The following is a 13193-nucleotide window of genomic DNA, read 5'->3' on the forward strand; positions in this document are numbered from 1 at the left end:
CCCGGGCTGGGGCAGACGCGTGGGTGCAGGCGGCGGATAGCGCCCACTAGGATCGGCGACATGACGATCTCGGTGATGACGGTATGTACGGGCAACATGTGCCGCTCGCCGTTGGCCGAACGTCTCCTCGCCATACGCGCCGCGGCGGTCGGGCTGGACGTGGTGGTCGACTCTGCCGGGACGCGGGCGGCCAATGGCATGGAGATCCACCGCGAGACCCGGCGGGTGCTACGGGGCTACGGGGGGGACGGGGGCGGCTTCGCCTCGCGACTGCTCACCGCCCGGCTGCTGAGCGGACGCGACCTCGTGCTCACCGCGACGCGCGCACATCGCGACGCCGTGCAGGAACTGGCGCCGATGCTCTGGAAGAAGACCTACACGATCCTCGAGGCAGCCCGCCTCGCAGATGCCGACGAGACCGTCACGGTGGAGGGTCTGGCTCGGGCGAGGTTGAGCATCACCACTGACGATCCCGCGCTCGACGTGGAGGATCCGATCGGTCGGGACCCCGAGGTGTTCGACCGGACCGGAGCGCAGATCAGCGATGCGGTGGACTCCATCGTCCGCCTGTTGGGCCGCGGTTGAGCAGGTAGTCACGGCGTGGCCGAGCGGCCAGGGCTCTGCCGGGACCCGTGCACCAGAGGCGTCAGGGGTCCAGCGGTTTACGGCGATCCAGATCCCGTAGGAATTCCGGATCGTCGTCGGGGGCGATCACGCGCGGGGGAGCCGGTCGTGAGCCGGGCCCGAAGGCCCGCCACAGCAGGATCGCCACGGTCACCACTCCGATGAGTGCAAAGAGCCAGATCACTCGAACCTCCTTCCCACCACGATACGTATCCTGGGGACCATGAGCGAGCGAGACGAGTCAACACACCCCGCCGACGGGGCAGCCGACCCGGTGGCCACCCCGGCAAGCACCCCGGAGGTGTCCTCGCCTGGCGCGCGACTGGCCCGCAACATGGTCTTCTACACGATTGTCCGCCTCCTGCTAGTGGTTGCGTTGACCCTGCTCATCATCGGGGTCGGCAATCTAGCGGGGGTGCAGGTGCCCGTGCTGGTCGCTGCGATTATCGCCGTGCTGATCGCGCTGCCACTGTCGATGGTGCTGTTCAGCCGGATGCGAGCAGAGATCAACTCTGATATTGCTGCAGTCGACGCCGGGCGCCGCGAGAAGCGCGACGATCTCCGTCGGCGGATGAACGAGGCCTGAGACGACCGACCGCCCGGGCGGTCAGTTCTGCGGGCCGCCCGGCCAGAACGACCCCGGCCAGCGGAACGCGGGGAACCTGACGGAGGCCTCGCCCCCGATAGGGGCCTCCGGTCCTGCAGTTCCCAACCCGGCGGACGGACTGGTGGACAGCACTGATGTCAGCGGACCCGGCTGCTGGACCTGCGGCGCCTCGGTGACCGTAGGTACCGCGGTTGGTTCGGACGATTCGGGCCCCGCGGGGCCGTCGTCGCCGGGCGCCGTGGCGCCGGGGGTCGTCGTCCCCGGGGTGGTGGCTCCGGGGGTAGTCGTGCCGGGGGTGGTCGGCTCGGTTCCGCCGGGGCTCGTGACCGGCGGCGTGGTGGGTGAGGCCTCATCCGGCGAGGTCACCGGGGTGACCGGGTTCTCCGTGCCAGGGGCAGAGGTCTCTGGATCGTCCGGCTGCGCGGTCGATTCTCCCTCGTCGAGCATGTCGCGGTCATCGTCGAACCCGATGTCGGTCCGCGGCTGGGCCGGCGTCCACTTCTCGCTCGTGGTTCCGCCGGGCGTGACGGTGCTGGGCGGCGCGTAGGTTCCGGCCTCCTCGTCGGGCACGTACAGCGCCCCGGGGGCCGGTTGGACGCCGATGTAGTACCTGCTCAGGCAGTGATCGGTGACGTTCCGCGACCCATCGGTGAAGATGGTCAGGCCCGGGGTCCCCCCGTCGGCCTCGGTTGCACAACGTGCGATGAACCGCCCGGGTTGCTCGTCACGTTCCGTGGTGGCGGCCGGTGACGCAATCTCCGACGCCGTAACAGAGAGCGGCGCCTCGGAGAGCACCTGTGGGTCCGGCTGCGCGCACGACGCGGCCACCAGCGCTGTTGCGCTGACGGCAAAGAGAACCCGATTTCGCATAACGATAGTGTCTCAGTTCTGTCAAAGGATGGCTACCGGTCGGGCGGAGTTTAAGCATTCTCACGAGCGGACGACGGCTCGAGGGCGGACTGTGTCACCCCGTGCCGACACGGGATCGGACTGCGCCGAGAGCGGCGACCGCAGCGGCGACGACCGCCGCGAGAACACCTCCGACCCCCACCTTCACCAGATCGACGACTGGCACGCCCTCGTTACCGATCCCGGTGAGGCCGCTGAACACACCGCTGCCCAGCCCTGTTCCGGCCCCGGCCAGGGCGGTCGCTCCGGCCGTACCGAAGGCCGCCCCCAAGGCCACGCCGAGGGCCGCGGCGCAGGCCGCCACCAGCAAGGTCTCAAGGACGAGCATGAGCCACACACCAGTACGAGTGACGCCCACTCCGCGGAGCAGTGCAATCTCCCGAGTCCGTTCGCGAACCGCCAGAGTGAGTGTGTTGGCGACCCCCACCAGCGCGAGCGCGACCGCCACCGCGAGTAGGAGTGAGCTGGAGGTGAGCACGGTCCGGACCGAGGTGGCGATCTGTTCGCGGGAGGCGAAGCTCTCAGTCACCGCCAGGTCGGGGGCGGCCTCGACCACGGCGGAGCGCACGCCCTGCAGCGCCGCCTCGAGTTGCTCGTGGTCCAGGGAATCGTCCATGCGCAGCCACATCTCGGTGCGGGGTACGAACCGGGCAGGCAACTCTACCTCATCTGGCCACGGCGAACCGTCCGGCAACTGTGCCACGGGCCAAGCGGGCACGCTTCCGGGTGCGGCCAGCGCCCACTGGTCGCTGGTCCGACGCACTACCAAGTCGCGGGCGTCGTCGTCGGAGAAGAAAGTGAACCGGACGGTGTCGCCGTCGCGGGCTCGGGCGGCGACAGGGGAGGACTCGGGGAGCACTATCTCCCCGGGGCCTGGCAGGACGACCTCGCGGCGCATCACGTTGCCGATCCGCTCCGGCTCGGCCACCCGCAGGACCGTTCGTTTGCCCTGCGGATCTTCGGCATACATGTCCGTCACGACCGATGACTCAATTACGCCTGGCAGCTCCGCCAACGTCCTCGGTAGGTTCTCGGGCAGAAGGTCGCCGCCGGGGGCGGTGACAGCGATGTCCAGCGGGACCCTGTCGACGAGCCGCGCCTGGATCGCCGGTCCCAGCAGGGCGATCCCGGTCACCATCGTCGAGGTCAGCGTCACGCCCACCACCACGGCCGCCGAGGTGGCGGCGGTGCGCCGCGGGCTACGCGCCGTGTTCCGCGCGCCGATCAGACCGACCGGACCGAGCAACACTCCCACGACACTGCCGAGCGCCCCGAGCAGGGTCGGCAGGGCCCCAGCAGCCACGGCCAGCACCCCCAAGAAGGCGAGGACGCCCCACGCTCCGGCCTCGACGACGTCACGCGCAGCCACCGCCGCGGACATGGAATGCCAGCCGAACATCGCCACCGCGCCGCCCACCGCGACCATCGCGAGTCGCAGCCACCACGGGTCGGGCCGCACATCCGCCGGGCGCAACGCCGCCAGTGGACTGCCGGAGGTGGCCCGCCACAGCGAGGGAATGGCGGTGGCGAGAGTGACTCCGACACCCACCGCGGCGGCGAGGAGGAAGGCGGAGCCGGGGACGCTCACCTCCTGCAGGGGGATCGTCACACCGAGTCTGGGTGCCTCCTGGGCCGCCAGCGAGACTGCAGCGCGGCCCAGTATCAAACCGACCGCGGTGGCCAGTGTGCCCACGAGCAGGGCCTCGGCCATTCCGGATAGTCGCAGCTGCAGCCGTGAGGCGCCCAGGCAGCGCAGCAGTGCGGTCTCCCGTACGCGAGCGGCGAACACCACCGCGAAGGTCGTACCAATCACCAGGGCGGCCACCGCCACTGCCAATATCGTGAACGCCAGCAGCGCCCGGCTGTAGACGTCGCGGCTGCCGATGAACGCCTCCGCGAGCGCGTCAGCCTCCGCCGCACCCGTGGAAACCTCGACTGCGGACGTGCCGGGGATTCCGCCCAGGCGTTGCTCGATCTCCGCCGCCAACGCCTCGTCCGGCACGGTGCCGTCCCCGGCCACCCTGATGTCCCCGGCCGCCCCGTTCGGCGCCCACTGCTGGACCTGCTCGTCGACGGTGTAGAGCGGGAACGACGACTTCATGTCCGGCTGCCCCGAGAGGTCGAACAGTCCCACCACCGTGACCACGGCGGGATCGCCCTCGCCGGTCGGCTGCACCTCGAACGTCGCGCCCAACGGAAGATCGGCGTCACTTCGGATCGCCACCTCTCCGGGAGTCGCGGGGACCCGCCCCTCGGACAACGGCTGCCAGCGCAGGCCCTCGTCGGAGGCGAGCGTCGTCGACGTCGTCACCTGTTGCGCGCGTCCCTCCACGCGGACCCGCACGTAGGTCTGCGCGTCCACGGTCGCGGCCCGCACGCCCGGGGTGGCGGCGATGGTCTCGAGGCCGAGCCGCTGGGCCTCGGCGGCCTCCTCGCGCGCGGCGTCGCTGCCGGCGGAGGTGCGGTCGCCGAGGTTCTGTACGAGCACGTCGGTGTCGGCGTACCGCATACCGAAGGTCGCGTCAGCGCTGGCCGTCATGGTGCGCAGGACGCCCACCGAGGCCAGGACGAAACCGACCGCCACGGCGATCGCCAGGACGGTGCCCAGGTAGCGACCGGCGTGCGCGCGCAGCTGGCCCAGCACCAGGTGGGGGCTCACGTGGTGGCCGGCCGGCGGCCGGTGAGCGAGCGCATGGCGGCGTGGACGGCCTCGGGCGTGGGGGAGGTGACCTCGTCGGCGATCCGTCCGTCCGCCAGCACCAACACCGTGTCGGTATGCGCGGCGGCGTGGGCGTCGTGGGTGATCATGACGACCGTCTGGCCGGCCTCGCGGACGCACGCTCCGAGCAGTCCCAGTACGGTCTCGCCGGACTCGGAGTCGAGGTTGCCGGTCGGCTCGTCGGCGAACACCACGTCCGGCCGCGGCAACAGGGCTCGGGCGATGGCCACGCGCTGCTGCTGGCCACCGGACAGTTCGTGGGGGCGTCGCTTGAGCAGGTCCCCGATCCCAAGCTCGCCGACCAGGGAGTCGAGGCGCGCCCGATTCGGGCGGCGGAACGCCATCCGTACCGGCAGCACGATGTTCTCGCGGACCGAGAGCGCCGGGACGAGATTGAAGGACTGGAACACGAAACCCACGCGGGTGCGTCGAAGCCGGGTCCGCCCGGCGTCGCCCAGGCGGGTGATCTCGGTCGAGCCGATCGTCACCGTGCCGTGGTCGGGGGTGTCCAGTCCGGCCAGGCAGTGCATGAGGGTGGATTTGCCGCTGCCGGACGGACCCATTACCGCGGTCCAGCGCCCTTTGTCGATCGCCACGTCCACGCCATCTAGCGCGCGCACCTGCACGCGTCCGTGCGAGTAGGTCTTGCGTAGGTCGTGGGCCCGGATCGCAATCTCGGGGGGTGGGGTCACGGGGGTCCTTCCGTCGCGGCGTGGAGTCCGGAGGTGAGTGTAGGTTCCTCATCCGACACGGCACAGATCTGTGACTGGTGCGACTGGAGTGACGTATGGTGCATGTGTGACTGGGATGGACCCGGTCGTGCCCAGATCTCGGACGACAAGGTGACTTCATGATCCAGCGACGCTCGCACCGCACCGCCCCCCGTTCCCGCTCGCTCGCCGTGGGGGGAGCCCTGGCCGCACTCGCCGTCGTCGGCGGCACCGTTGCGGCCGTCAACGCGCCCTCCGCACTCGACGCCGGCGATATCCGCCTGGCCCAGAACGCTGCCGATCAGGCCGGCCCGCAGGAGCTCCCGCTGGGCACCGCCATCAACCTCGACCTCGAACCCGTCGTCGCCCAGGCCGCTGGCGGCACCATCCCGGCCGGCACGACGGTGCAGGTGACCGGGCTGCCCGACGGCCTCACCCAGGACGGGTGGATCATCTCCGGCACACCCACCCGGGCCGGCGAGTACGAGGTACTCGTCACCGTCTCCAACTCGGGGGTCTCGCGGTCGGAGAAGGTCGCCATCACCGTCACCGACGGCGCGGTCGAACCGGAGGAAGCGACGACGAACCCCTCCGCCACTACCGCGAGCCCCTCTACCACCACGACGAACCCCACTACCGCCACGACGGCACAGTCCGAGCCCACGCTGTCTGCGAGGCCCGGCACCATGACGACCGAGGCTGACACCCTCGGAGCCGGCGAGGGTGTCGGAACCGAGGGCGGAGGCGCGACCGAAGACGGCGCCGAGGTCGGCGCAACCCCGGACCTGTGTGCGGCCCTCGGGGACGGGCAGATGGACGGCGCCTCCCTGGCGCAGTTGTTGCCGATGCTGGTCGGCGGTGACGAGTCCGAGTCGTCGGGCCTCGCGATGGTCCTCATCAACACGGTCGTCAACCTGCTCCCCTCCGTGCTCGGGGAGGGGGGATCGGTCGAGGACCTCGGTTCGGCCGGCAAGCTCCTGTGCACGATCTCCCCGTCGCTGCTCGGTGGCCCGGCCGGAGGCGGCACCGCCGGCGGCGCCGCGACCACGGACAAGGGCACCACGCCCGCGGCCCCGGGTGGGAACGCGACTGCCCCCGGCGGGGCGACCACGGGTGCAGCTGCTCTCGACGGCGGTCCCGCCGCCCTCCTGGGACTGCTCACGACGGGTGCAGGCAGCCTCGGTCAGTAGCCTCCGCGGTGTCCGGGGCAAGACGGCCCCGGGCGCGGGTCGCCGCGATAGAGTCCCCCTGTCGACGTCAGGCGGCCCGATGGGGCGGGTGGCTCGATCACGTCCGTCGCCGTCGAAGAGGGTTAACCACACATGCTCACCCGTAAAGTCGTCACCTCCTCCGCCGCCGCCGCACTAGCGCTGGTCGCCCTGTCCGTCCCGGTCGTCAGTGCTCAGGACGAGGGAGTCGCCACCACCGCCGCCGCTTCCACTTCCGGGGCGGACAGTCCTGCGCTCGGCAGTCTGTCGGGCTCCGTCGACGACGGCTCGCTCGGCGGTCTCGATTCCACCAGGGCAGACGACACGAGCCTCGGCGACCTGGCCCCCGAGACCGACGAGGTGTGCGAGCTGCCCGCGCTCGGCGGCTCGGTCGCCAAGTTCTACCCGCTGTTCGGGGTAGACGGCGTGCCCACCGGCGTGTTCGATCTCATCACCTCGGCGCTGGATTCCTTCCCGAACCTGCTCGACGTCGTCACGGGAGGGGGGCGTGGATCGGCCCTCATCGGAGCGGCCGGCTCGCTCAGCGAGGGTCTGTGCACCTCGATCTTCGGTGGCGAGATGGTCGTGCCGCCGGTCACGGTCATCGTCGACGGTGACGGCACTCCGGTCACCACCATCACCGGCGCGGTCACCGGCAGCTCCAGTGCGGACAGTTCGACCGCCGCGTCGTCCGAGGCCTCCGCCGACGGTTCCTCCCGGGGAGGGGCCGGTATCGATAGCGAGGATGGCGCCACCGAGGTGGGTGCCGATGACCCTCCGTTGGCGACCTCGGTCCCGGTGCCTGGCGCCTGACCCCGTCTCCCGCTCGCCCGCGGCCCGGTCCCCATCAGGGGCCGGGCCGCACACGTGTCCCGTGTCTACTTCTGCACGCCGACCCGTGGCCGGGCTGCGTTCGAGCGCTCGTTAAGCAAGCCTCTACGTGCACATAAATACCCCGAGGGGTGTGTTACCACTGTGACTAACGGGAATGAAGTGACTTATGTGACAGAAGTAGACAGTGGATGTGCAAGTGGTTAGAGTGACTTCTGTAATGGTCTGCGCTCCCGTTCCGAGGAGTGAGCGATCTGAACCCCTCCGGAAGGAACCAGCCGATGCGTGCTCGCCTCGCCCGTCCTCGTCGTATCGCCCGGGGTCGCCTTGTCGCCCCCGTCGCAGCCGCTGCCGCTGTCGCGCTCGTGGGTGGCGTCGTCGTCGCCACTCCCGACGCGCCGACCGTCCGTAGTGAGATCCAGACAGTCGCCGTGGCTGGGCCGTCTTTCAACGCCGGGGCGGAGTTCTCCTTCGACGCCGGGACCCTGGTCCAGTCCAGCCAGTCGGCTGGGTTCGTCGTGGAGGACGTCACCGGGCTCCCGGATGGGCTGACGTACGACGGCAATGGCGGCGTCTCCGGCACCGTCACCACTCCGGGCGTGTACACCATTCAGGTGACCGGGCGGGGCATCGGGGGAGTCATCACTATCCCCGTCACACTGACGGTCAACAACACTGACGGCTCCGCCCCGAGCGGGGCCACGGGTGACGCGACGCTCGGCGTCGACGGCGAGGCCCGGGCCGGTGGCGAGGCCAAGGCCGGTGGCCAGCTCACCACGGGCTCCGACGGCACGGATGCGATCCTCGGCGCCGTGTCCAGCATCGTGACCGCCCTCGGTGGCGACGCTGGCTCGGCGGCCGAATTCGCCGCCGGCTCGACAGGTCAGGGTGGGGTCACCCCCGAGGACCAGGACAGCCCGGCAGCTCCGACCGGTCCGCTCGGGAGCGTGACCAACGGTGAGCTCGGCCTCGGCAGCCTGTCGAACGGCGCCCCGGAAACTCCAGACGTCCTGGACACCGAGAACCCCAGTAACCCCGACAACCCGGACAACGGCTCCCTCGGGACCACCGGCTCCACCGGCGGCGGCGAGGCGACCGGTGAGGCCACCGGCGGCCTGGACACGCAGAGCCTGGGCCCGCTGGCCCCGCTCGGCTCCCTGATCGATTCAGAGGCCCAGACCGGCTCGACCCCCGGCGGCGACACCGGGACCACCGGTTCCACCACCACCGGCGGGACCCAGACCGGTGTCGAAACCGGCGCTGGTGGGGACCTCACCGGCGGTGGCGAGATCACCGTCCCCGGGTCGTCCTTCCCTGCGGACACCGGCTCCCTCGGTGCCCTGGCCCCCGGGCTGGCACTGACCGGCGCCGCCCTCCTGGGAATCGCAGGGCTCAGCCTCGCGCTGAACGGAGGCTCCTCCATGCCGGGTTCCACCGCGATCCTGCCGGCCCTTCCCGGCTCGACCACCACGGGTGGCACCACCACCGGCGGGTCGAGCGACACCGGCAACGGTGGCTCGTCCGGGTCGGTCGCCCCGACAGTGGCCGCCGGCGCCCCGAGCACGGTCCAGGCCCCCGGTCCGACCGTGGCCAACGGACGCGGCTGACCTGCAGACTCCCGGCGGCCGCACAGGTCGCCGGTGACCACCTCCACCCCGGGGCCGTCTCACTTGGTGAGACGGCCCCGGGGTGTGGTGTATCCGTGGGATACGGTGAAACGGTCGCGATCTCGCGGCGGTAACCGTCGAAAGGCCTGCATGCGTATCTCCCGTCCTGTCACCGCTTCCGCTGTAGCACTCGCCGCCATGGCCGCGGTCGGGGCCGCCTCAGGACAGGCTGAGGCGCCCCACCACGCGCCCGTGGTCGTCGAGGCGACAGACGTCGCGCCCGCCGCACTGCCGTCGCTGACGCTGCGGGTCGGTGAGTACATGGAGCGGCGGGTCAGCGACTACGTCACTCCGCCGCCGGGCGCCTCGATCCAATTCCAGGGCTTGCCGCCCGGGTTGACCTACGACCCGGCCACCACCGCGATCCGGGGCACGCCCACAGTCGCGGGCGTCTACAAGCCGGTCGCGACCGCCTACATTTTTGGGGTTCCGGTCCGTACCGAGTCGACCACGGTCACCGTCACCGGCGGCGGTGCTGCGCCCGCTCCGGCACCCGCACCCGCACCCGCACCCGCACCCGCCCCGGCTCCCGCGCCCGTGGCGCAGCCGGCGCCGGGCACGATCAACATCGCCGACATCGACGCCCTGCCCGTGCCGAACGAGGTCAAGGACGCACTCAAGGGTGCGGCGCTGGCCATCAATGACGGCATCCAGTCCGCCTGGACCGCGGTTCCCGAGGGCTCGCTCGGAAAGTAGTCCGTGCGACGTCTGACGGCGGCCGTCTCCTGACATTGAGGGAGGCGGCCGCCGTCTTCTCTTATCCGGACGTTAGAGCGCGGCGATCACGAAGCCGACGCTGACCAGCACACTCCAGGCCAGCATCGCCATGCCGGCCAGTCCGAGCGCGGGGATGAGCCCAGCGCCGGTGGCGCGTGCCCGCACAGGGCCGTTCGCCTTCCACGCCCCTGGCAGCGCCAGCAGTCCCAGGAGAGCCCAGGGCGTCGCCGGGATCAGCGCCAGCGTCGCCAGCAGCGGCACCAGCAGTTCCAGTACCGCATGCAGGCCGCGGGTGTTGGAGTCGCCCAGGCGCACGGCCAACGTGATCTTGCCCGACTCCGTGTCCGAGGGGATGTCGCGCAGGTTGTTGGTGAGGTTCACTGCGCACGAGAAGCTGCCCACCGCGACGGCTGCGACCACCGCGTACCAGGTCACAGACCCGAGCTGAGTGAACTGCGTGCCGATCACCGCAACCAGGCCGAAGAACACGAACACCGCCACCTCGCCGAGCCCGCGATACCCGTATGGGGCCCTGCCCCCCGTGTAGAACCAGGCGGCGAGGATGCACGCCACTCCCACCAGGATCAGCCACGGCGCCGACGTCGCACTAAGCACCAGCCCGGCGAGCCCACCGAGGCCGAGGAACCCGAACGCCGCCCGCTTCACCGCCGCAGGCCGAGCCAGCCCGGAACCCACCAGCCGCAGTGGGCCGACGCGGTCGTCGTCAGTGCCACGGATGCCGTCGGAGTAGTCGTTCGCGTAGTTGACGCCCACGATGAACGACCACGCCACCACCAACGCCAGCAGCGCCTGCCACCACACGAACCCGCCCCCGAGCGCTGCTGCCGCCGAGCCGACCAGCACCGGTGCGAACGCATTGGGCCAGGTCCTGGGGCGTGCGCCCTCGAGCCAGTGGGAGAGAGTGGCGCCCCCGGGCTCGGCGGTGTGGGTGCCGTAGGAGTCAGTGGCGGGATCGGTCTCGCGGCTCATGGCCCGATTGTCCCATCGACGAACCTTGAGGCGACTGCGCGTCGGTCAACTTTGCCGCCCGGCAGCTTGGGGAACCGCTCCAGAACGGCGATGGCGGCCGGGGCGGAGTGTCCTCCCAGCGATGCGGTCACATGTTCACGCAGCTCGTCCGCAGACGCGGTGGATCGCAGTGTCACGGCCGCGACGGGCCGGGAACCGAGACGGTCGTCCGGGATCCCGACGACGACGACATCGACCACCGCCGAATGCTGTCGGAGTACGTCCTCCACGGCTTGCGGGAGAAGCGTGAGCCCACCGACGCTCAACGCCTCGTCGAGCCTGCCGAGGATCTGCAGTCTGCCATCGGGGCCGAGCTGCCCCGCATCGTCGGTGCGGAACCATCCCGACCGGGCGAACGCGGGATGGTCAGGTGCATTCCGGTACCCCAGTGCGAGCTGCGGGCCGGCCAGCCAGACGCGGCCCTCGTCGTCGTCGACCTCGATCCGTGCCCCGGGGAGCGGGCGGCCGTCGTACACACATCCACCCGCGGTCTCGCTCATGCCGTACGTCCGGACCACGCGGATACCGGCGTCGGCGGCGCGGGCGAGCAGCTGCGGTGCGGCCGCGGCCCCGCCGAGCAGTACGGCGTCGAGATCAGCGAGCGCCGCGACCGCATCGGACGAGCCCTCATCGAGCACCTTGGTGAGCTGGCTCGGGATCAGGGAGGTGTACGCGCGGGACGCCGTACCCGTGCGGCACGCGGCGACCGCATCGGGCAGCTCGGCGGGGTCGAACCCGCGCGTCACGTCCATCACGAGGGGCTCATTCCCGGCGCGCAACGATCGAAGGATCACCTGCACGCCGGCGATATGGTGGGCGGGCAGGGCGAGCAGCCAGCGGCCCGGGCCGCCCAGGACGGTGTCGGTCGCCGCGGCGGAGGCGGCCAGCGCGGCGGCCGAGAGCATCGCCCCCTTGGGCGTCCCGGTCGACCCGGACGTGCTCACCACCAACACGGCGCGGTCGTCGATCAGGTCACCGGGGCGCTGGCTGTCAGTGAGGACGCGCGTGCGCGCCGGATCGTCGGCCGGGACCGGGAGGAGAGCAGGCCCGCGGTCGGCGAGCATCTCCTCCAGCGCTGGAAACACCTCGGCGACCGCCGGACCACCGGGCACGGTCAAGGTGCGCAGTTCGCGGGAATCGGCCATCGCCGTGCAGTCCTTGATCGTCAGTAGTAGTAGGGGTAGTCGTCCCAGTTGGGCTCGCGCTTCTCCAGGAAAGCGTCCCGCCCTTCGACGGCTTCGTCGGTCATGTACGCCAGCCGCGTGGCCTCGCCGGCGAAGACCTGCTGTCCCATGAGCCCGTCGTCGGTGAGGTTGAACGCGAACTTGAGCATCCGCTGCGCGGTGGGCGACTTGCCGTTGATCTTGCGCGCCCACTCGATCGCGGTGTTCTCCAGGTCAGCGTGGTCCACCACCCTGTTGACCGCGCCCATCTGGAACATCTCCTCGGCCGTGTACGCCTCGCCCAGGAAAAAGATCTCGCGCGCGAATTTCTGGCCCACCTGCTTGGCCAGATAGGCGCTGCCGTAGCCGGCGTCGAAGGAGCCGACGTCGGCGTCGGTCTGCTTGAACCGGGCGTGTTCGCGGGAGGCCAGCGTCAGATCGCTCACCACGTGCAGCGAGTGTCCTCCGCCGGCGGCCCACCCGCTCACCAGGCAAATCACCACCTTGGGCATGGTGCGGATGAGCCGCTGCACCTCGAGGATGTGCAGCCGACCGCCCTCGGCCTTTACCCGCGCCTCATCGACCTTGTCGGCCGTGGCGCCGGCGACGTCCGAGTCGTGCTCGGTCGAGTACTGGTACCCGGACCGGCCGCGGATGCGCTGGTCGCCCCCCGAGCAGAACGCCCAGCCGCCGTCCTTGGAGCTGGGTCCGTTGCCGGTGAACAGGATGGTGCCCACGTCCGGGGAGCGGCGCGCGTGGTCGAACACCCGGTACAGCTCGTCCACGGTGTGTGGGCGGAACGCGTTGCGCACCTCGGGTCGGTCGAACGCGATCCGCACGATCCCGTTGACCCGGCCCTCGCCGACGTGCCGGTGGTAGGTCAGGTCCGTCAGGTCGACGCCGCTCCGGAAGCCCTCCACCTCCCGCCACTGCGACGGATCGAAGGGGTTGGCGGCCTGGTCCCGTGCTGCGGCGGTCTGCTCAGTCATGGGTTCGACGTTAGCGTGGT

General features: G+C 70.7%; 13 protein-coding genes. 6 read left to right on the forward strand and 7 right to left on the reverse strand.

Features of this window, described 5'->3' with window-relative positions; translation table 11 throughout:
• The first annotated feature begins 60 nt into the window (after window positions 1-60).
• Window positions 61-585: a protein-tyrosine-phosphatase gene (locus FQ137_RS06860; protein ID WP_149291730.1), complete on the forward strand. Its 525-nt coding sequence runs from the start codon at window positions 61-63 to the stop codon at window positions 583-585.
• Between the two features lie 61 nt (window positions 586-646).
• Here FQ137_RS06860 and FQ137_RS15360 read toward each other — a convergent pair whose 3' ends face one another.
• Entirely contained in the window at window positions 647-808 is a 162-nt protein-coding gene (locus tag FQ137_RS15360; RefSeq protein ID WP_165001057.1) for a hypothetical protein, read from the reverse strand.
• A 39-nt stretch (window positions 809-847) separates the two neighbouring features.
• Here FQ137_RS15360 and FQ137_RS06865 point away from each other — a divergent pair, with 39 nt between their 5' ends.
• Window positions 848-1210: a DUF4229 domain-containing protein gene (locus FQ137_RS06865; protein WP_188064820.1), complete on the forward strand. Its 363-nt coding sequence runs from the start codon at window positions 848-850 to the stop codon at window positions 1208-1210.
• A 21-nt stretch (window positions 1211-1231) separates the two neighbouring features.
• On the opposite strand, the gene FQ137_RS06870 is transcribed toward FQ137_RS06865, so the two are convergent.
• The 3 genes from FQ137_RS06870 to FQ137_RS06880 form a co-directional block, all read right to left on the reverse strand.
• Window positions 1232-2101 (reverse strand): hypothetical protein, encoded by an 870-nt coding sequence (locus FQ137_RS06870; protein WP_149291731.1) that lies wholly within the window; start codon window positions 2099-2101, stop codon window positions 1232-1234.
• 94 nt (window positions 2102-2195) lie between these two features.
• Window positions 2196-4799 carry an ABC transporter permease gene (locus FQ137_RS06875; protein ID WP_149291732.1) on the reverse strand — a complete coding sequence of 868 codons (2604 nt, stop codon included), beginning with the start codon at window positions 4797-4799 and terminating at the stop codon, window positions 2196-2198.
• Window positions 4796-5551 carry an ABC transporter ATP-binding protein gene (locus FQ137_RS06880; RefSeq protein ID WP_149291733.1) on the reverse strand — a complete coding sequence of 252 codons (756 nt, stop codon included), beginning with the start codon at window positions 5549-5551 and terminating at the stop codon, window positions 4796-4798. The genes FQ137_RS06875 and FQ137_RS06880 overlap by 4 nt, the downstream gene beginning before the upstream one ends.
• 158 nt (window positions 5552-5709) lie before the next feature.
• Between FQ137_RS06880 and FQ137_RS06885 the strand changes: the two genes are divergently transcribed.
• The 4 genes from FQ137_RS06885 to FQ137_RS15365 all read left to right on the forward strand — a co-directional run bounded on the left by FQ137_RS06885 (window position 5710) and on the right by FQ137_RS15365 (window position 9971).
• A complete protein-coding gene (locus tag FQ137_RS06885; protein WP_149291734.1) occupies window positions 5710-6759 on the forward strand; it encodes a hypothetical protein in 1050 nt (349 codons plus the stop codon).
• A gap of 132 nt (window positions 6760-6891) precedes the next feature.
• Window positions 6892-7590, forward strand: coding sequence for a hypothetical protein (locus tag FQ137_RS06890; RefSeq protein ID WP_149291735.1), 699 nt, complete (start codon window positions 6892-6894; stop codon window positions 7588-7590).
• Between the two features lie 299 nt (window positions 7591-7889).
• The gene (locus tag FQ137_RS06895) at window positions 7890-9215 is read left to right on the forward strand and encodes a hypothetical protein (RefSeq protein WP_149291736.1); all 1326 of its coding nucleotides are present in this window, start codon (window positions 7890-7892) and stop codon (window positions 9213-9215) included.
• A 150-nt stretch (window positions 9216-9365) separates the two neighbouring features.
• On the forward strand, window positions 9366-9971 hold the full coding sequence (locus tag FQ137_RS15365) for a hypothetical protein (protein ID WP_188064993.1): 606 nt from the start codon (window positions 9366-9368) through the stop codon (window positions 9969-9971).
• A 72-nt stretch (window positions 9972-10043) separates the two neighbouring features.
• Here the strand turns inward: FQ137_RS15365 and FQ137_RS06900 are convergent, their stop codons facing one another.
• Genes FQ137_RS06900 through FQ137_RS06910 form a run of 3 tightly spaced genes read right to left on the reverse strand, consistent with a single transcriptional unit; the run spans window position 10044 to window position 13173 of the window.
• Window positions 10044-10982 carry a 1,4-dihydroxy-2-naphthoate polyprenyltransferase gene (locus tag FQ137_RS06900; RefSeq protein ID WP_149291737.1) on the reverse strand — a complete coding sequence of 313 codons (939 nt, stop codon included), beginning with the start codon at window positions 10980-10982 and terminating at the stop codon, window positions 10044-10046.
• The gene (gene menE, locus FQ137_RS06905; protein WP_149291738.1) at window positions 10979-12166 is read right to left on the reverse strand and encodes an o-succinylbenzoate--CoA ligase; all 1188 of its coding nucleotides are present in this window, start codon (window positions 12164-12166) and stop codon (window positions 10979-10981) included. The genes FQ137_RS06900 and menE overlap by 4 nt, the downstream gene beginning before the upstream one ends.
• A gap of 20 nt (window positions 12167-12186) precedes the next feature.
• A complete protein-coding gene (locus FQ137_RS06910; RefSeq protein ID WP_149291739.1) occupies window positions 12187-13173 on the reverse strand; it encodes a 1,4-dihydroxy-2-naphthoyl-CoA synthase in 987 nt (328 codons plus the stop codon).
• Window positions 13174-13193: the final 20 nt, after the last annotated feature.

Source organism: Dietzia sp. ANT_WB102, assembly GCF_008369165.1.
Lineage (GTDB): Bacteria > Actinomycetota > Actinomycetes > Mycobacteriales > Mycobacteriaceae > Dietzia.